The organism is Aliiroseovarius sp. S253 (assembly GCF_049800855.1).
Taxonomy (GTDB): domain Bacteria; phylum Pseudomonadota; class Alphaproteobacteria; order Rhodobacterales; family Rhodobacteraceae; genus Aliiroseovarius.
This window is the reverse complement of record NZ_JBNAFW010000001.1, coordinates 1,659,972-1,677,171: the sequence shown is the minus strand read 5'-3', so window position 1 is coordinate 1,677,171 and position 17,200 is coordinate 1,659,972. Positions and strand designations below refer to the sequence as shown.

The 17,200-nt window shown below is 59.3% G+C and carries 19 protein-coding genes; 6 read left to right on the top strand and 13 right to left on the bottom strand.

The genetic code is table 11. The features are described 5' to 3' along the window. Window positions 1-426, bottom strand: coding sequence for a cupin domain-containing protein (locus ACP15F_RS08205; RefSeq protein WP_424940321.1), 426 nt, complete (start codon window positions 424-426; stop codon window positions 1-3). Window positions 427-561: 135 nt separating this feature from the next. Here ACP15F_RS08205 and ACP15F_RS08200 point away from each other — a divergent pair, with 135 nt between their 5' ends. Then, a complete protein-coding gene (locus ACP15F_RS08200; protein WP_424940320.1) occupies window positions 562-894 on the top strand; it encodes a GYD domain-containing protein in 333 nt (110 codons plus the stop codon). 41 nt (window positions 895-935) lie between these two features. On the opposite strand, the gene ACP15F_RS08195 is transcribed toward ACP15F_RS08200, so the two are convergent. From ACP15F_RS08195 to ACP15F_RS08180, 4 genes are all read right to left on the bottom strand, one after another. Beyond that, window positions 936-1,703, bottom strand: a complete 768-nt coding sequence (locus ACP15F_RS08195) for a hypothetical protein (RefSeq protein ID WP_424940319.1) — start codon at window positions 1,701-1,703, stop codon at window positions 936-938. Between the two features lie 118 nt (window positions 1,704-1,821). Continuing rightward, the gene (eno, locus tag ACP15F_RS08190; protein WP_424940318.1) at window positions 1,822-3,096 is read right to left on the bottom strand and encodes a phosphopyruvate hydratase; all 1,275 of its coding nucleotides are present in this window, start codon (window positions 3,094-3,096) and stop codon (window positions 1,822-1,824) included. 83 nt (window positions 3,097-3,179) lie between these two features. Then, window positions 3,180-4,052 carry a DMT family transporter gene (locus ACP15F_RS08185; RefSeq protein ID WP_424940317.1) on the bottom strand — a complete coding sequence of 291 codons (873 nt, stop codon included), beginning with the start codon at window positions 4,050-4,052 and terminating at the stop codon, window positions 3,180-3,182. Window positions 4,053-4,175: 123 nt separating this feature from the next. Then, window positions 4,176-4,592: a Fur family transcriptional regulator gene (locus tag ACP15F_RS08180; RefSeq protein WP_424940316.1), complete on the bottom strand. Its 417-nt coding sequence runs from the start codon at window positions 4,590-4,592 to the stop codon at window positions 4,176-4,178. A gap of 306 nt (window positions 4,593-4,898) precedes the next feature. Here ACP15F_RS08180 and ACP15F_RS08175 point away from each other — a divergent pair, with 306 nt between their 5' ends. Further along, complete coding sequence (locus ACP15F_RS08175) at window positions 4,899-5,561, top strand: TetR/AcrR family transcriptional regulator (RefSeq protein ID WP_424940315.1); 663 nt, start codon at window positions 4,899-4,901, stop codon at window positions 5,559-5,561. On the opposite strand, the gene ACP15F_RS08170 is transcribed toward ACP15F_RS08175, so the two are convergent. The 7 genes from ACP15F_RS08170 to ACP15F_RS08140 form a co-directional block, all read right to left on the bottom strand. Then, window positions 5,558-6,394 carry a PhzF family phenazine biosynthesis protein gene (locus tag ACP15F_RS08170; RefSeq protein ID WP_424940314.1) on the bottom strand — a complete coding sequence of 279 codons (837 nt, stop codon included), beginning with the start codon at window positions 6,392-6,394 and terminating at the stop codon, window positions 5,558-5,560. The genes ACP15F_RS08175 and ACP15F_RS08170 overlap by 4 nt on opposite strands. Further along, entirely contained in the window at window positions 6,394-7,656 is a 1,263-nt protein-coding gene (locus tag ACP15F_RS08165) for a cation:proton antiporter (protein WP_424940313.1), read from the bottom strand. Before ACP15F_RS08165 ends, ACP15F_RS08170 begins: the two co-directional genes overlap by 1 nt. Window positions 7,657-7,747: 91 nt before the next feature. Continuing rightward, a complete protein-coding gene (locus tag ACP15F_RS08160) occupies window positions 7,748-8,431 on the bottom strand; it encodes an endonuclease/exonuclease/phosphatase family protein (protein ID WP_424940312.1) in 684 nt (227 codons plus the stop codon). A 24-nt stretch (window positions 8,432-8,455) separates the two neighbouring features. Then, entirely contained in the window at window positions 8,456-8,902 is a 447-nt protein-coding gene (locus tag ACP15F_RS08155; RefSeq protein WP_424940311.1) for a GNAT family N-acetyltransferase, read from the bottom strand. Beyond that, window positions 8,899-9,837, bottom strand: a complete 939-nt coding sequence (locus ACP15F_RS08150; protein WP_424940310.1) for a nucleoside hydrolase — start codon at window positions 9,835-9,837, stop codon at window positions 8,899-8,901. The genes ACP15F_RS08155 and ACP15F_RS08150 overlap by 4 nt, the downstream gene beginning before the upstream one ends. Before the next feature lie 9 nt (window positions 9,838-9,846). Further along, complete coding sequence (gene xth / locus ACP15F_RS08145) at window positions 9,847-10,626, bottom strand: exodeoxyribonuclease III (protein WP_424940309.1); 780 nt, start codon at window positions 10,624-10,626, stop codon at window positions 9,847-9,849. Between the two features lie 62 nt (window positions 10,627-10,688). After that, window positions 10,689-11,879 carry an NAD(P)/FAD-dependent oxidoreductase gene (locus ACP15F_RS08140; protein WP_424940308.1) on the bottom strand — a complete coding sequence of 397 codons (1,191 nt, stop codon included), beginning with the start codon at window positions 11,877-11,879 and terminating at the stop codon, window positions 10,689-10,691. Window positions 11,880-12,020: 141 nt separating this feature from the next. On the opposite strand from ACP15F_RS08140, the gene ACP15F_RS08135 reads away from it, so the two are divergent. Further along, window positions 12,021-12,437, top strand: coding sequence for a hypothetical protein (locus ACP15F_RS08135; protein WP_424940307.1), 417 nt, complete (start codon window positions 12,021-12,023; stop codon window positions 12,435-12,437). 4 nt (window positions 12,438-12,441) lie between these two features. Here the strand turns inward: ACP15F_RS08135 and ACP15F_RS08130 are convergent, their stop codons facing one another. Beyond that, window positions 12,442-12,765, bottom strand: coding sequence for a HesB/IscA family protein (locus tag ACP15F_RS08130; protein ID WP_424940961.1), 324 nt, complete (start codon window positions 12,763-12,765; stop codon window positions 12,442-12,444). A gap of 139 nt (window positions 12,766-12,904) precedes the next feature. Here ACP15F_RS08130 and ACP15F_RS08125 point away from each other — a divergent pair, with 139 nt between their 5' ends. The 3 genes from ACP15F_RS08125 (at window position 12,905) to ACP15F_RS08115 (ending at window position 17,200) form a co-directional block, all read left to right on the top strand. Further along, a complete protein-coding gene (locus ACP15F_RS08125) occupies window positions 12,905-14,047 on the top strand; it encodes a deoxyguanosinetriphosphate triphosphohydrolase (RefSeq protein ID WP_424940306.1) in 1,143 nt (380 codons plus the stop codon). Between the two features lie 143 nt (window positions 14,048-14,190). Further along, on the top strand, window positions 14,191-15,912 hold the full coding sequence (gene argS / locus ACP15F_RS08120) for an arginine--tRNA ligase (RefSeq protein ID WP_424940305.1): 1,722 nt from the start codon (window positions 14,191-14,193) through the stop codon (window positions 15,910-15,912). A 100-nt stretch (window positions 15,913-16,012) separates the two neighbouring features. After that, window positions 16,013-17,200, top strand: coding sequence for an SPOR domain-containing protein (locus ACP15F_RS08115; protein WP_424940304.1), 1,188 nt, complete (start codon window positions 16,013-16,015; stop codon window positions 17,198-17,200).

Genomic DNA, 17,200 nt, shown 5'->3' with positions numbered 1-17,200 from the left:
TCAAGTCCGGGGAATGTCGAACCCGGGTTGGGCCAGCGTGAACCCTTCAAACTGAAACCCCGGAGACACGGTACAACTGACCAGCGTATACGCTCCGGTCGTCCGTGCCGCCTGCCAGTGATCTGTGGGCACAATGATCTGAGGCATCTGCCCCGTCGCCAGATCAGGCCCAAGTGTGCGATCTGTGGCGGGTCCGTTGTCGGTATCTGACAAGGACAGCACCAAGGGGGCACCGGCGTGATACAGCCAGATCTCGGTTGCATCGACTTTGTGCCAATGGCTGCATTCTCCTTCTTTTAACAGAAAATAAATACAGGTTCCGCTGGGGCGTCCGCTGGCGTCCGTATCCACCCAAGTCTGGCGGTAATGCCCACCTTCGGGATGAGGTGCGAGGTTCAGCTGCGTGATGATCTGGTCTGCTGTCATGTCCGGTGTCATGGGGGAAGTGTATAACCTTTTGATGTATACGCGCGAGTGCGAAAGCGTGGTAAGATCTGCGTGTCTTCACGAGTGCCGAGGCAAGGCATAGACCTGTCATCCATTTCCAATCAGGAGGTTGATATGTCTTTTTATATGTTCAAAGGCCGTTATAGCACGGATGCACTGCGCGCGTTGGTCGACACCCCGCAAGACCGCGAAGCCGCAGCTGGGGCGATGATCGAAAGCATGGGTGGCAAGCTGCATCACCTGTTTTTCTGTTTCGGGGATGATGATGTCATGGCGCTGATTGAGGCGCCGGATGACGACACGATGGCGGCTTGCGCTTTGGTGGTCGGCGCGTCGGGCACGATGTCTGGCGGATCCACGATCAAGTTAATGACCAGTAAAGAAGCGATGAAAGCGATGGAGGCTGCGGGCAAAGGCCGCGCTGCCTATCAAGCCGTCGGAAGCTGAGGGGGAGATGGGCGGGAAGACGCATATCGGTCGCCCGCCCATCACATACTATGGCGCAGTTCGGTGATGGATTTTCCCAGTCGGAACGGCGCGGCGAAGCTGACCATGCACAGCGCGATCACCTGCCAGATCAAGATGCCGGAATGCTGTTGCAGGTATTCCCATTCGTCTTTCAATGCACCCACCTCGGACACCAGATCCTCATAAGCGCGGGCCAGCACGTTGAAGTCACCAACCACTTCGGGACGTGTTGGGGCGAGGGCGGCAGCAGCAGCTTTGGTTTTCTCATCCGTTGCTGCGAAGACAAGAAAGCGTTCGATGTTAAACGCATCGGCCTGATCGCGCATTTCTTGCATCTCGGCCTCGCGGGCGGCAACGCTTTTCCCGAACAGAAAGCTGAGGCCCGCAAGCGGTGCTACAGACTGCGTGACCTCGATGAACAGGGGAAGCTCGGCGTTGGCGGCAGTCGAAGCGGATAGAAACTCGATCTTTTCGCAAAGTGTCTTCAGGTCAGGATCGGTCGCACCTTCGCAGTATCGCAGCCGAAACCGGGCTGCATCCCCGTCAAAGGCACGCGTGACCGCATAGGCCACATCAATTTGCCGATCAAGCCGCGAGCTGTCCGCCGTGTAAAGCCCCGCGATGATGGCAATCAGCGCACCTAGGCCACCCAGAAGTACCCAAACCAGATCCGCCAGCTTCCATGCCTTGTGACCCGGAGGTTTGCGAAACAGAAACAGCGTGCCGACCGCTCCGATCCCGAAGAGCAGTAGCATAAGGTGAACCTGGTATTGTGCGACATGGGCCATGCGGGAAGTCTAGGCGCTGTCAGGCGAGGGGCAACCGGTATGACAAAGTTGTCATCTTGCCGTGCAACGAAAAAGGCCGAGGAAATCCCCGGCCTTCATGTGTTTATTGTCTGTCGCCTTATTTCAGAATGCTACGCCCGGCATATTCGGCAGTCGCGCCCAAGCTTTCCTCGATGCGGATCAGCTGGTTGTATTTCGCCAACCGGTCGGACCGTGCCAGCGAGCCGGTTTTGATCTGGCCGCAATTGGTGGCGACGGCGAGGTCTGCAATCGTGGCGTCCTCGGTCTCGCCCGAGCGGTGGGACATGACGTTTGTCATGCGTGCGCGGTGGGCCATGTCGACGGCTTTCAGGGTTTCCGACAGCGATCCGATCTGGTTTACTTTCACCAGCATCGAGTTCGCCGCACCCTTTTCGATGCCCATCGCCAGACGGGCCGGGTTGGTCACGAACAGATCGTCGCCCACCAGCTGCACCTTGTCGCCGATGGCTTTGGTCAGGGCGACCCAGCCGTCCCAGTCATCCTCGTCCATGCCGTCTTCGATCGAGATGATCGGATAATCGTCACACAGGGCTTTCAGGTAATCGGCGTTTTCTTCGGATGTCAGCGATTTGCCTTCGCCGGCCAGAACGTATTTGCCGTCTTTGTAGTACTCGGTCGCGGCGCAATCGAGGGCCAGATAGATATCCTCGCCCGGTGTGTAGCCCGCTTTTTTGATCGAGCTCATGATGAAGTCCAGCGCGTCGCGGGTTGAACCGATGTTGGGGGCAAAGCCACCTTCGTCACCGATGCCGGTGGACAGACCAGCAGCGGTCAGTTCTTTCTTCAGGGTGTGGAACACCTCGGCGCCCATGCGTACGGCTTCGCGAATGTTCGCGGCCGAAACTGGCATGATCATGAATTCCTGAATGTCGATCGGGTTGTCGGCATGCTCGCCACCATTGATGATGTTCATCATCGGAACCGGCAGAACGCGGGCCGATGCGCCGCCTACATAGCGATAGAGGGGCAGGGCAGATGCGTCTGCTGCGGCTTTGGCCACGGCCAGCGACACACCCAGAATGGCGTTGGCGCCAAGGCGGGCTTTGTTGGGGGTGCCGTCCAGCTCGCACATGGCGGCGTCGATGGCTTCCTGTTCGGTGGCGTCGAAGCCGACCAGCATGTCCGCAATCTCGCCATTCACGGCTTCTACAGCGGCCAGAACGCCTTTGCCCATGTAACGCGCCTTGTCGCCATCGCGCTTTTCAACGGCTTCGTGGGCACCGGTCGATGCACCCGAGGGCACAGCAGCGCGGCCCAGCGTGCCGTCTTCCAAGATCACGTCCACCTCGACGGTGGGATTGCCGCGGCTGTCCAGAATTTCACGGGCGAGAATGTCGATGATGGTGCTCATGTTAGCGCTCCCAATAAGAAGAAAACTTCAGTTGTGGCGTCTTTAGCGTGTCCTGCGCGTCTCGACAACAGCCGGGGGCGATGTTAGCGCACGCGGGCCTGTCGTTCGCGCAGGAACATGTAAATTCCGGTGCCAATGACGATGGCCGCACCCAGATAGGTCCAGCCGTCAGGACGTTCCGCAAAGATCAGCACGCCAAGGATCATCGAGAAGATCAGCCGCATATAGCGAAATGGCATGATGATTGAGGTTTCAGCGATCCGCATCGCCTGCACGATGGCGTAGTAGCCCGATACACCGCAGATGATTGCACCCAGCATGATCAGCCACTCGACGCCGTGCGGCATTACGAAGGGATCATTGATCGGGGCCAATAGGATCCCGGCAGGAATGACCGATGCAAAACCATAGAAGGCAACGCTGATCGACGGAATCGACGGGTCCATTTGCCGGGTCAGCAAATCACGAACAGCAATGGTGATCACCGCGCCCAAGGGCAGAAGGGCAGCCAATTGGAACGTATCGCTGCCGGGGCGGATGATGATCAAGACGCCAATGAAGCCAAACCCAATGGCGCTCCACCGTCGCCAGCCGACCTGTTCGCCCAGAAACAGAGCAGCGCCTGCGGTGATCGCCAGTGGCGTGGCTTGAAAGACGGCCGCGACGGTCGACAGCGGCACCAGCGACAAGGCGGTGATGAAGAACATAGCGGCGACGGCCTCGGACGCGTTGCGCCACAGCATGATCGGTGATCGCATGTCGCGATGCACCAGCGGGGCCAGTGTGCCGCGCTGCATATAGGTCATGGTGCCGAAGGCAATCATCCCGCCCAGTCCTAGAAAGATCAGAACTTCAGACACGGGAATGCCGCGCGACATCGACTTGATGAACGCGTCTTCGCAAGCAAAGGCTGCCATGGAAAAGGTAACGAAGATGATGCCGCGAATATTCTGCATGTTCTGTCCCATAGGCGCGGTTTCGTCCGCGCAGCCAGCCGACAGAAACCGATTTCAGAAGGTGCGGCAAGGGGGGATTCGTTGATGTATCCAATCACGGTGCGTGATGGATAGCGGCGTGTCTCAGTCTTTCTTGCGCACGCCGTAAAGCTCTAGGCGATGACCTTTCAGCTCGTACCCCAGCTTGGCGGCGATCTTTTCTTGAAGCGCTTCGATCTCGGGGTCGAGGAATTCGATCACTTCGCCGGTGGACAGGTCGATCAGGTGGTCGTGGTGGTCACGATCAGCGCTTTCATACCGTGCGCGCCCATCACCGAACTCGTTCTTGACCAGTATGCCTGCTTCCTCAAACAGCTTCACTGTACGATACACAGTCGCCAGCGATATCCGGCTGTCCACGGCAGAGGCGCGGGCGTGAAGCTCTTCTACATCGGGGTGGTCATGGTGGGCGTCTTCCAACACACGCGCAATCACGCGGCGCTGGTCGGTCATACGCAGCCCCATATCTTCACAGCGTTTCAAAATGGATGCGCCTGACATTTGCCCCTCGGTGGTTTGATGCCCGCCCCTTATGCCGCGAAAATCCGGGCAGGCAAAGGGGGGTAAGCCGAGAGTGTTGGCTAATCAGGGACTTCAGGGCGCGGGGGCTTTCCCCTTCATCCAAACAGCGCGGTCTAGTTGCCGGCCCCGCAAAAAACACCCGTGATAAGGACCGCTTTCTTTTTCACTGCATTTGCCTTTCACTGAACGGAAGGGGTATTCGCTTTAAGTGACCAATGGTCAGTTGTGTGAGCGGCAACTAATTGTCTACCGAGGATAAGGCGAGTTTTCGCCGCGAATGGGGTTATGGCACTGGAAGAAAAGGCAAAACGCGCCCGGTCCGAAGATCAGAAGGCCGAACGGCAAGTCGCGATTCTGGCTGCCGCACGAGAGATTATCGACGAATCAGGTTTTGATGGCGTGACGATGAACGCATTGGCAAAGCGCGCTGGGCTCGCCAAAGGGACCTTGTATCTCTACGTGCGCTCGAAGGAAGAGCTGTTCCTGCTTTTGTTCATTGAAGCGATGGAAAAGGTGGTCGCGCGATTCATATCGAGTGCGAAACCCGGCGATAGTGCTGCGCAACTGGCGCATCTGCTGACCGTGAATGCCCAGACCACACCACTTTTCCTACCGCTTTTCGCGCGACTGGTCGCTGTGATCGAAGCCAATGTGGCGGATGAGCCTCTGTTCGTCGCCAAACGCAGGCTGCTTGCCTTGGGGCAGGAATGGGCCACACATCTGGCGATGGTCATCGGTATCGGGCCTGATCAAGTCGACACGCTGGCGCGCACCATCATGATGACGATGCTCGGGGCTGCGCAGTTCGACATTTCGGCGCAGCGCGACCCGGAAGGGTTGCCTGACGACATGCGTGAAGCTTTCGCAGCCTACGCCTTTGCGCCCAGTTTTGAGCCCTCGTTGCGGCTGATCCTAGAAGCCGTGATGATCCCGCCCAGACAGGGTTAAAGGATCAGTTTTCCCGACATGATACGCACGGCAGATCCCGCGACGGTGACTTTCCCCGGTTCCGCCTGCAATTGGATCTGCGACGGACGCCCCATGTCATAGCCCTGATGAATAGTCAGGCGCTGTTCCCCTCCACGATCTGCACACAGAAGCGCGGCCAAGGGCGCTGCTGCGGATCCGGTGGCCGGGTCTTCCGGAATGCCATCCAGCGGCGCGAACATGCGGGCGCGGATCGTGCCGTCGGCATCCTCGACCCACGCATAGACCGCAAAGTCATGATTGCCGGGGAACAGCTTTGTCCCTTCGCGCATGGCGTCCGTATTCGGCGATAGGGTCGAGAGTGTCTCGCGACTATCCAGCTGCGCGTAGACGAAATCCCCACCAAGCGAGGCGATCTCGGGCTGGGTCACAATCTGATCCGCTCCACAGCCAATGGCACGGGCGACCAGATCGACCTCGGGTTTGCCTTTGCGCTCCAATGGTACCTCGGTCACGAAGCGGGCCTGCCCGGCCTCGGCGTGGGCGGGCAGGGGACCGACGCCCAGCTCCAGCACCATGTCAGGGCCATATCCCATCTCGGCCAGCATCACAGCGGTGCCAATGGTGGGATGCCCCGCGAAAGGCAGTTCACGCACGGGCGTGAAAATACGGATGCGGGCCGTGTGTGCTGGATCCTCGGGCGGTAGAACGAAGGTCGTTTCCGAGAAGTTGAACTCGCGCGCGATGGTCTGCATCTGCGCCGTGGTCAGCCCGTCCGCATCCGGGATCACGGCCAGTTGGTTGCCACCAAACGGCGTGTCGGTGAACACATCATAGACGGCATAGTCACGCATCACATCAGCTCCGGTTCGCGGCCAATCCGTTTCGCCATCGGGGCCACGGTGAGCCCCTGTACGATGATCGAGAAGATCACAACGATATAGGTCGCGGTCAGGATCAGCGGTTTCCATTCACTGTCGGGCAGCGACAGAGCCAACGCAACGGAAATACCGCCTTTCAACCCGCCCCAAGTCATGATCGGGATCACCCCGCGCGAGAAGCTGCGGAAGGGCTTCAGAAGCAGCACAGGGACGGCCACTGCGGTCAGACGCGCGACCAATGCCAGCGCGATGGCCATGGTGCCCGCCATGACGGCATCCATGGTGAAGGCAACGGCGAAGACCTCGAACCCGATCATCAGGAACAGGACGGCGTTCAGGATCTCGTCGATCAGTTTCCAGAAGGCGTCGACATATTTGCGGGTCTCTTCGCTCATCCCATGTTTTGCGCCTACGTCACCGATCAGAAGACCCGCACAGACCGCCATGATCGGGGCCGAGAAATGCAGAGCGACGGCCAGCGAATAGCCCCCGAATGCAAGGCCAAGGGTCAACAGAACCTCAAGCGAATAGTCGTCGATTTGGCGCATGATGCGGAAAGTCAGCCAGCCAAGGGCGACACCTAGAACGGCACCACCCACGGCTTCCTGCAGGAATAGCATGACCGCGCCCATCGCCGCGCTTTCCTCGTGCCCACCGCCGTGACTGCCGTGATCTGGAAAGGCCAGCCCGACCAGCACCAGGAAGACCACGTAACCTACGCCGTCGTTGAACAGGCTTTCGCCCGCGATCTTGGTCTCCAGCGACTTTTGCAGGTTTGCCTCGCGCAAGACACCCAGTACGGCCACCGGATCGGTGGGGGTGATCAGCGACCCGAACACCAATGCGATCAGGATCGGCATGCCGGTGATCCAGCTAAAGCCGACGCCGACCACCACGGTCGACAGGGCCACGCCCATCGTCGCCATCAGGAAAACTAGCCGCCATTGCAGGCGCAGGTCCGAGATTTTGACGTGCAGGGCACCCGCAAACAGCAAAAGCCCCAGCATGCCTTCCAAAAGTGCGTCCGAGAAGTCGATGCTGGTAACCTGCGTGCGCACCTGATCGGCAACACCAAGGCTAGGGGCCACAAGGTCAAGGATCAGGATCGCAACCGAAGCCGCCAGTGATACCACAAGGATGCCGATGGCCGAGGGCAGTTTCAGGAATAGATAGTTGATGGCGCCGAAAAGGCCGGCCAGAACAATCAAAAGAGATGCAATTTGCAGAAAAGTCATTGTCGGTCCTGTATGATCCGTAAATCGTGCTTGAGCGCCTCTTAGCACGTGGATAGGCGCAGACAAATATCGGAAATTGCGACGGATTCACTCAGTCTGTGATGCGCAGCTTTGCCCAGACCGGCAGGTGATCCGAGGCGATGCGCGCCAGCTTGGACTGATCTACGCCTGCATCACGTAACTCAACACCTTCCGAGGTGGCGATCCGGTCCAGCGCCGCCATGGGGCGCGAGGCGTGATAGGACCGGCCGGGGGTATGGATGTCGAAATGCGCCTCGAGCGGTTCGAACCCGCGTCGGGGGGACCATTCATTGAAGTCGCCAAGGATCACCGTAGGCAATTCTATGTGGTCGAAATGTCCTGCAAGCGCGCGCATCTGCTGGTGGCGATAGGGGCGTAGTAGGCCCAGATGCGTGCCGATCACCTGCATCTTGCCCTCGATCCCAACGGACACGGCGCCGCGTGGCTCTAATCCTGGCAGTTCCACCGTGCGGGCATCGTGAAAGGTCAGCCCCTTGCGCACCAAAACTGCATTGCCATGGCTGCCCAAGGACAGCCCGTTGGAGGCAAAGGGGACGGGGACAAAATCCGTCTCTTCCTCGATCATTTTGAACGGAAGCGCCGAGGGACGGGGGCCAAGACGGCGATCGGCCTCTTGCAGCACTAACACATCCGCATCCAGCTCGTTCAGCACGTTTAGAATGCGATGCGGATCACGTCTGCGGTCTAGCCCAATGGCCTTGCGCATATTGTAGGTGGCGATTTTCAGATCCATAGCGAATATGCCCGCACAGGCGCTTTAGAAGAGATGAGTCATTAGATGATAGCGGTTGCGCGACTGAAAGCCCATGCGTTCATAAAGCGCACGGACCCGGTCATTGTCGGTATCCACTTCAAGGCTCATCGCAGTAACACCTTGCCCGGACAGGGCGCGAACCAAAGCGGCCAATGCCTCGGACCCCATTCCACGACCACGTACGCGTTCGCGGACATAAAGCTCATCCAAATAGGCGTCGATCCCGCCGAATTCGATCGACCAACCGAAGCTGACCGCGATGTATCCAACCGGGGCCACACGCGGTCCGATCATCCAGATAGCGCCGTGAGGCGAGCCTTCCAGAAGCGGAACCAATGCGCCGCGTCGGGTGTCATCGTCCTGTTCAATGCCTTCTTCGGCATGAAACCCGGCCACAAGGGGCATTAGCCGCTCAAGGTCGTCCATCGTGGCAAGGCGCAGGCTGCTCATAGGCGGGCGATCCTTTTGGTCAGAAGGTCAAAAAATCCATCCGCATCAAGGTCGCCGATGAAGGTGGCGTTGGGTGGGTGATCTGTCACGCCCCACCAGTCGGCAACTGTCATTCCCATGGTCAGTTCGGACTGTGTTTCGATCTGCACATTGATGTGGCGACCCGTGAACAGGTCCGGACGGATCAAATAGGCGATGACGGTTGGATCATGCAAAGGAGCGCCTTCCGAGCCGTATTTGTGGATGTCGAAACGCTCGAAGAAATCCGTCATCTCGGCCACCGCATGGCCTACGTCGCCTGGAAGCGCGCGGAAGGCGTCATTACGGGGTTTGGTCACGAGCGCCTTGTGGGTGACGTCAAGTGGCATGACCACAAGCGGTGTTCCGGATTTAAACACAATATCAGCTGCTTGCGGATCGACGTAAATGTTAAACTCGGCCGCTGGGGTGACATTTCCGACCTCGAAATAGGCGCCGCCCATCAAGACGATTTCCTGTACACGCTCGACGATGTCAGGCGCGCGCTCGAACGCGGTAGCGATGTTGGTGAGCGGCCCAAGAGGGCAAAGCGTAACCGAGCCTGGCGTTTCCGAGCGCAGGGTCTCGATTATGAAGTCGACCGCGTGCTGGTCCTGAAGTGGCATGGTAGGATCGGGCAAGGTCGGCCCGTCCAGACCGGTTTTCCCGTGTACATATTCAGCCGTCACCAGATCACGACGTAGGGGCCGGTCACAGCCCGCAAAGACACGCGTTTCTGGTTTCCCCGCCAATTCACACACGATGCGTGCGTTTTTCTGGGTAAGGTCCAGTGGCACGTTGCCGGCCACAGCGGTAATGCCAAGAATGTCGACATCCTCGGGACTGGCCAGAGCCAGAAGGATGGCCACGGCATCGTCTTGACCGGGATCGGTGTCGATAATGATCTTACGCGTCATTCCAACCCCTTACGCGGCAAGCTTTACCCAAACTGGAACGTGGTCCGAGGGCTTTTCACGCCCGCGAACCTCTTTGTCGATCTGGCAATCTTCCAGCAAATCCGCGCATTCCGGCGACAGCAGGAAATGGTCGATGCGAATACCATCATTGCGCTGCCACGATCCGCGCTGGAAATCCCAGAATGAATACTGTTCCGGGGCTTGGTTGCGGGCGCGGAACGCCTCGGTCAGGCCAAGGTTCAGGATCTTGCGCCAAGCCTCGCGGCTTTCCGGGCGATAGAGCGCATCTTCCGTCCAGTCCTGCGGGCGGGCGGCGTCTTCGGCTTGCGGAATGATGTTGTAATCGCCTGCCATCAGGAAAGGCGTTTCCTCGGCCAGCAATTCCTCGGCACGGGCGCGCAGACGCTCCATCCATGCAAGCTTATAGTCGTATTTCGGACCGGGCACGGGATTGCCATTGGGCAGGTACAGCCCGCAGATCCGCACCGCGTGATCACCGACCACGGTCGCCTCGATATAACGGGCCTGTTCGTCTTCGTCGTCACCGGGCAATCCGCGGGTCACATCCTCAAGCGGAAGTTTGGACAGAAGGGCGACGCCATTGAAGCTTTTCTGCCCGTGGGTTTCGACATTATACCCTTTGTCTTCAAAGGCTTCTCGGGGGAAGTTCTCGTCAATTGACTTGATTTCCTGCAAGATCGCCACGTCGGGCTGCGCCTCGTCCAGCCAGTCCATCAAAGCGGGCAAACGGGCCTTGATGCCATTGATGTTGAAGCTGGCAATTTTCATGGGGCTCTCCTGTCGTTGGGGTCACTGTGGGGGCAAACGCGGGTGGGCGCAAGCAATGCGGGTCAGCCTTCGGCGATATGCCGCCCGGCGGCGTGCGCGCTGGCCCAGGCCCACTGGAAATTGAACCCGCCCAGCCAGCCGGTCACGTCGACGCATTCGCCGATGAAATAGAGGCCGGGGGTGGTTTTGGACATCATGGACTTGCTGTCCAGCCCGTCGGTCGAGACGCCGCCCAACGTGACCTCGGCGGTGCGATAGCCTTCGGTGCCCGAGGGGGTGAGCTGCCAATCCGAGAGCTGGTCCAGCAATGCATCCAGTGCCTTGTCGGACTGATCCGCCAGCCGTTCGGTCAGATCAAAACGCCCCGACAATTCGGTGGTCAGATGGTCGACCAAGCGCGCGGGAAGGTGGCGGGACAGTTCAGTCGACAACTGCCGCCGCCCTTCGGTCTGACGCTGCGTGCGAAGGGTCTCGCGCAGGTCTAACCCGTGGATCAGGTCGATATGCACGGGCTCGCCCGGTTGCCAATAGGACGAGATCTGCAGGATCGCCGGGCCGGACAAGCCGCGATGGGTGAACAGAAGCGCTTCTTCAAAGCTGGCGCGATCATTCCAGACGCGCACGGGCAACGAGACGCCGGATATTGGCGCAAACCGTCCGTCCGGGAACGTGAAGGGCACAAGTCCGGCGCTGGTCTCGACGATTTGATGGTCGAATTGTCTTGCAATATCATAGGCAAAGCCGGTCGCGCCCATCTTGGGGATCGACTTGCCGCCCGTCGAAATGACAAGGTTTTGGCAGGTGAGTGTGCCTTTCGAGGTTTCAAGCTGAAACCCGTCATCCGTCTGTGCGACTGAGTCCACAGAGGTCTCAAGTGCCAGTTCAGCTCCTGCTTGCGCCAGACGGGTGGTCAGCATCTCGACAATCTGCGTTGACTTCTCATCGCAAAACAGCTGCCCCAGCGTCTTTTCGTGCCAAGAGATGCCCGCCTGATCGACCAGTTCGACAAAATCCCATTGGCCAAAGCGGGCCAGAGCGGATTTGTGGAAATGCAGGTTCTGCCCAACGAAATTCTTCGGTTCGGCATACATGTTGGTGAAATTGCAGCGCCCGCCGCCGGAAATCCGGATCTTCTCGCCGGGTTTTTTGGCATGATCGATGACCAGCGTTGCACCCGTCTTGGCCGCATAGGGTGCTGCAAACAGTCCCGCCGCGCCCGCGCCAATGATAATCGTATGCCAGTCCGCTTTCATGCGCGCGTGGTAGCGTGTTCACGGGACGGGGGGAAGAAAAATACACCGGGCGGCGATTTTCTTTGGAAACAGTCAGAAATTGTTAACCGAGATCCGTCAAGTTTGAGGGAAATCTGAAGGTTTACACGAAGGATCACTGCCATGGATCATCTGACACGCGCGCAATGCTTGCACAGTCTGGACCTGTTGGTCGGGCAGGAAGACGCGTTTGCCCATGCGTTTTTCCCGTTGCTGTTTCAGCGTGCGCCCGAGTTGCGGGTGCTGTTTCCTGCGCGGATTGATGATCACGCCGAACAGGTGCGGGTGCTCTATCGTTTGATGATGACCTTCGCTGGAAACGAGGTCACGATGACCGCCGGGCTGCGCCTCATCGGCTTTCGTCTGGCGATGCGTGGGCTGAGTACGGACCATGCCGAGCTGTTGGCGAACACGCTGATCGGGACGCTTAAGCGCCAGCTGGGCAATTCATGGCAGGCCGATTTCGCCTATGCTTGGCGTATTGCCAAGGAAGATGCATTGGACGCGATGGCATTGGGCGCCGAATTGATGGCGGCTTGACGCCCTAGATTGAGAACGAGGTCCCGCAGCCGCAAGAGGCCGTGGCATTCGGATTGTTGATCACGAAGCGCGCACCAATCAACTCCTCGGTGAAATCGATGACCGCATCCGTCAGGAAGGGCAGGGACACTTCGTCCACCACGACCTGCTCGCCGCCACCTGCCAACACCAAGTCTCCTTCGGCGGGGTCATCCAGCGAAATCTCGTATTGGAAACCCGAACAGCCGCCACCTTCGACAGCCACGCGCAGCGCTTTGCCTTGTTGGCTTGCACCGATCTCGGACAGGCGGGCAAAAGCCCGTTCGGTGACTTTGGGGGGCAGGTTCAGATCCATCGGGAATTCCGTTTCATGTTCACGCCAAAGAGAATATAGGTTGGCCGGACGGGCGCGACAAGACGCCCTGAACAGGCGCGCGCAGACGGGACATCCAAAACGTGCCAGAAATGACAGGCGGAAAGGGGCAGCCATGCTTGCCAGCTTTGCAACCCATCCCGGTGGCAGCCGGGGGCGGCTTTATGCGGAACGGGAAAGCGAATTTCGCGAGCCCTATCAACGGGATCGCGACCGGATCATCCATTCCTCGGGCTTTCGCAGGCTAAAGCATAAAACACAGGTTTTCGTGGAACACGAGGGCGACTATTTCCGTACTCGATTGACCCATTCGATCGAAGTGGCCCAAGTGGCGCGGACCATCGCAGGCGCTCTGGGACTGAACAGCCACCTCACCGAGGCTGTGGCGCTGGCGCATGATCTGGGTCACACGCCCTTTGGCCATACGGGCGAAGATAAGCTGGACGAGCTGATGACCCCCTTTGGCGGCTTCGATCACAACGCGCAGGCCTTGAAGATCGTGACCTCGCTTGAACGGCACTATGCCGAATGGGACGGGCTTAACCTGACCTGGGAAACGCTCGAGGGGATCGCAAAGCACAATGGCCCGGTGACGGGAGATCTGCCGTATGCACTGGCCGAGTACAACGCTCTGCATGATCTGGAACTGTCGACCCATGCGGGCGCCGAGGCGCAGGTGGCGGCGCTGGCCGATGACATTGCCTATAACAACCACGATCTGCATGACGGGCTGCGCGCGGGGCTGTTCACCATGGAAGAGATAGCAGAGCTGCCCATTGTAGGCGCTGCAATCGCCGAGGTGGACGGGCTCTACCCCGGGCTGGATGCAGGCCGTCGCCGTCATGAGGCGCTGCGCCGTGTGTTCGGCGTGATGGTCGAGGATGTGTTGAGCACCTCGCAGCGCTTGTTAACAGCGGCCGACCCGCAATCGGTCGAGGATATTCGCGCGCTGGACCACGCGGTCATTCGGTTTTCGCCCGAGCTGTGGGCCGATCTGAAAGTGATCCGTAAGTTCCTGTTCACTCGCATGTACCGCGCGCCCTCGGTGGTTGAAATGCGCACCCGTGTCACCGCCGTGGTGGGGGATCTGTTCGACCATTTCATGGCGCACCCGATGGAGCTTCCCGATGAGTGGTGCCGCGAGATTGAAGCCGCAGATGGCGAGACCGCCTTGGCGCGCTTGGTGTCGGATTATATCGCGGGCATGACTGATCGTTTCGCGCTTCAGGAACATGCGCGATTGGGACTGGGCGGGTAGGGGCTTTGCCCCTCTGCGCTGCGCGCATTCACCCCAGGATACTTCCGGTAAGAAAATGAGTTGAGGTCGGGTTCGGCCCTAGCATCGCTTGACCTTTGGGGCGGGGCTGATAGGAGTGCGCGGGACAGATAAGGACCGAGATGATGAACCTCTTTGCCGATATTCGCGCGCTTGTGATTGATGCCCTGACCCAAATGGTCAGCGAAGGCGCTTTGCCCGAGGGGCTGAGCTTTGACAACGTGGCGGTCGAACCTCCGCGTGATGCGGCGCATGGGGATATGGCAACGAATGCCGCTATGGTTCTGGCGAAACCCGCCAAGATGAAACCGCGCGACATTGCGGATGTGCTGGCCGCCAAGTTGGCCGAGGATGCCCGCATTGACGTGGCCGAGGTTGCTGGGCCGGGTTTCTTGAATCTGCGTTTGGCGGCATCGATTTGGGCAGGTCTGGTTGAAGGCGTGCTTGCAGATCCTGGCTTTGGCCGGTCGACCATGGGCGCTGGTCAGAAAGTGAACGTGGAATATGTTTCGGCTAACCCAACGGGGCCCCTGCATGTGGGGCATACCCGCGGGGCTGTATTTGGCGACGCGCTGGCGAGCCTGTTGGATTTCGCCGGTCATGATGTGACGCGCGAGTATTACATCAATGACGGTGGTGCGCAGGTCGATGTATTGGCGCGGTCCGTATATTTGCGGTACCTCGAAGCACACGGCCAAGAGGTCGCGTTCGAGGACGGCACCTATCCCGGCGACTATCTGGTGCCGGTTGGCGAGGCGCTGAAGGCCAAGGTGGGCGATGCCTATATGGGCAAGCCCGAAGCCGACTGGCTGGTTGAAATCCGTGAGTTCGCGACGGAAGCCATGATGGACCTGATCCGTGAGGATCTCGCCCAGCTGGGTGTGAAGATGGATGTCTTCTATTCCGAAAAATCGCTTTATGGCACGGGTCGGATCGAAGGCGCGATCAAGACGCTGGAAGGCAAGGGCTTGATCTATGAAGGCGTACTGGAGCCACCCAAGGGCAAAAAGCCCGAGGATTGGGAGCCGCGCGAGCAGACATTGTTCAAGTCGACCGAACATGGCGACGACGTGGACCGCCCGGTGAAGAAATCGGACGGTAGCTGGACCTATTTTGCACCCGATATTGCCTATCACTTCGACAAAGTTGAACGTGGCTTTGATGCGCTGATCGACGTGTTCGGCGCCGATCACGGCGGCTATGTAAAGCGGATGAAAGCGGCCGTGTCGGCCCTGTCCGATGGCAAAGTGCCTTTGGACATCAAGCTGACCCAGCTGGTGAAGCTGTTCAAGAACGGCGAGCCGTTCAAAATGTCCAAGCGAGCCGGAACTTTTGTCACCTTGCGCGACGTGGTCGAGCAGGTCGGCTCGGACGTGACCCGTTTCGTGATGCTGACGCGCAAAAATGATGCGCCGTTGGATTTCGATTTCGACAAGGTGTTGGAGCAATCCAAAGACAATCCGGTATTCTACGTACAATATGCTCATGCGCGGGTTCGCTCGGTGCTGCGTAAGGCGGAAGAGCAGGGGATCACCCTGACCGACACGCCAAATCTGCAGGACGAAGCCGAGCTGGCCGTGGCCAAGAAACTGGCCGAATGGCCGCGTCTGGTCGAGATCGCCGCGCGCACCCATGAACCCCACCGGATTGCGTTCTATCTGTACGAGCTGGCCTCGGAATTCCACGCGCTGTGGAACCGTGGCAACGACAAACCTGAACTGCGCTTCCTTCAGGATGGCAATAATGACTCATCGGCGGCAAAAATTGCCCTGCCGCGCGCAGTGGCCGTTGTCATTTCGTCCGGATTGGGTATTTTGGGCGTCACTCCGGCCGAGGAAATGCGCTGACAAAATGCGCCCCGGTCGAGTGCGAGTAGAGCAGTTTGACCGGCGCAGGGTGTGGAAAGAGCCATAAGGCCAAGCCCCTGATTTCCGGGTGTGAGGCAAGATGGCAGAAACAAATTGGGGGCATAACGCCCCGCATCCCGCGTATCAAAATCATCCCGACTATGGGCATCGACCCGAACCTGTGGTGACATCTGCGGGGTCTGCTTATGTGCATCCGGCCCATGGTGGTCCCGCAGTGCCGCCCGTACCACAGCAAAACGGTTACGCCGGGTATCACGAAGCGCCCTTCGATGATCAAGGGTACTACGCCCAGCCGTCTGAACCTAACGCGTCGCGTGGTGGTGGGGCCGCGGGGCTTTTGAATTATGCTGGGGCCGCTGTGTCTCTGGCCCTGATCGTAGGTCTGGGCGTTTGGGGCTATAAGCTTGCTATGCGCGACGTTACCGGCATTCCGGTCGTTCGCGCGCTTGAGGGCCCCATGCGCGTACAGCCTGAAAATCCCGGCGGACAATCGGCAGACCATCAAGGTCTGGCCGTAAACGCCGTACAGGCGGAAGGCGAGGCTTCTGCCCCTGCTGATCGTCTGGTTCTGGCGCCCGAACCCGCGTCACTGTCGGGCGAAGATGCGGCGGTGGCCGAGGTCGCCCGTGCCGATACCGATGTTACCGTGCCCGCCGCAGCCATTCAGGCATATGTGACCGAACCGACCACTGAATTGGATCCCGTGGCCGCAGCACTTGCTATTGCCGAACAAATCGCCGCCGACGCTCCTATGCTTGGGGCGACGCTGGAAACCGCGTCGACCGAGCTTGTCGCCTCGATCGCGCCGATGGCTATTCCTGTGCCGCCCGTCGCTGAAGCTGCAGTGCCAGCCGTTCCAGCCGAGCCAAGCGTCAAGATCATTCCGGCCTCGGTGCCCGGTGTCAGCAAATCCCTTCGACCAAATCTGCGGCCTGCGGATCTGAACACCAAGGTTTCGGCCCCCGCGCCGACGGGCACTCCTGCAGTAAATGAAGTTGATCCTTCGACCTTGGCCCCCGGCACACGCCTTGTGCAACTGGGGGCTTTTGATAGCGCCGAAGTCGCGCGCGAACAGTGGGGCGTTCTGTCCGCCCGGTTCGAGGACTACATGGGGGGCAAGTCCCGCGTGATCGAGAAAGCTCAGACCGGCGGCAAGACCTTCTATCGCCTGCGTGCGATGGGCTTTGCTGATCTGGCAGACTCGCGCCGCTTCTGCTCGGTGCTGATGGCCTCGAAGGCCGCCTGTATCCCGGTCGCGACCCGATAG